A 231-nucleotide genomic window follows, 5' to 3' on the forward strand; every position below is an offset into this window, starting at 1 on the left:
GTATATCCGAGCGCACCGATCGACCGCGGAATGATCGAGACCTTTTGAACGGGATCCGTCTTGGCAAGCGAAGTCGCGACCAGCGCATGCCCCATCTCGTGATAGGCAACGCGTTCCCTCTCGTTTGCATTGAGCAGCCGGCTTCGGCGCTCCGACCCCGCAACGATACGCTCCGTTGCCTGCACAAAGTCCTCGGTGGTGACGGTATCGCCGTGACGCCTGGTGGCAATG

Annotated in this window: 1 pseudogene; it reads right to left on the bottom strand. The window is 61.0% G+C overall.

Features of this window, described 5'->3' with window-relative positions:
• A pseudogene (locus ACR9ZK_RS23765) lies at positions 1-231 on the bottom strand (cell division protein FtsH); the annotation flags it as partial.

It is taken from the genome of Monashia sp. HAY1-5C, from assembly GCF_056755255.1.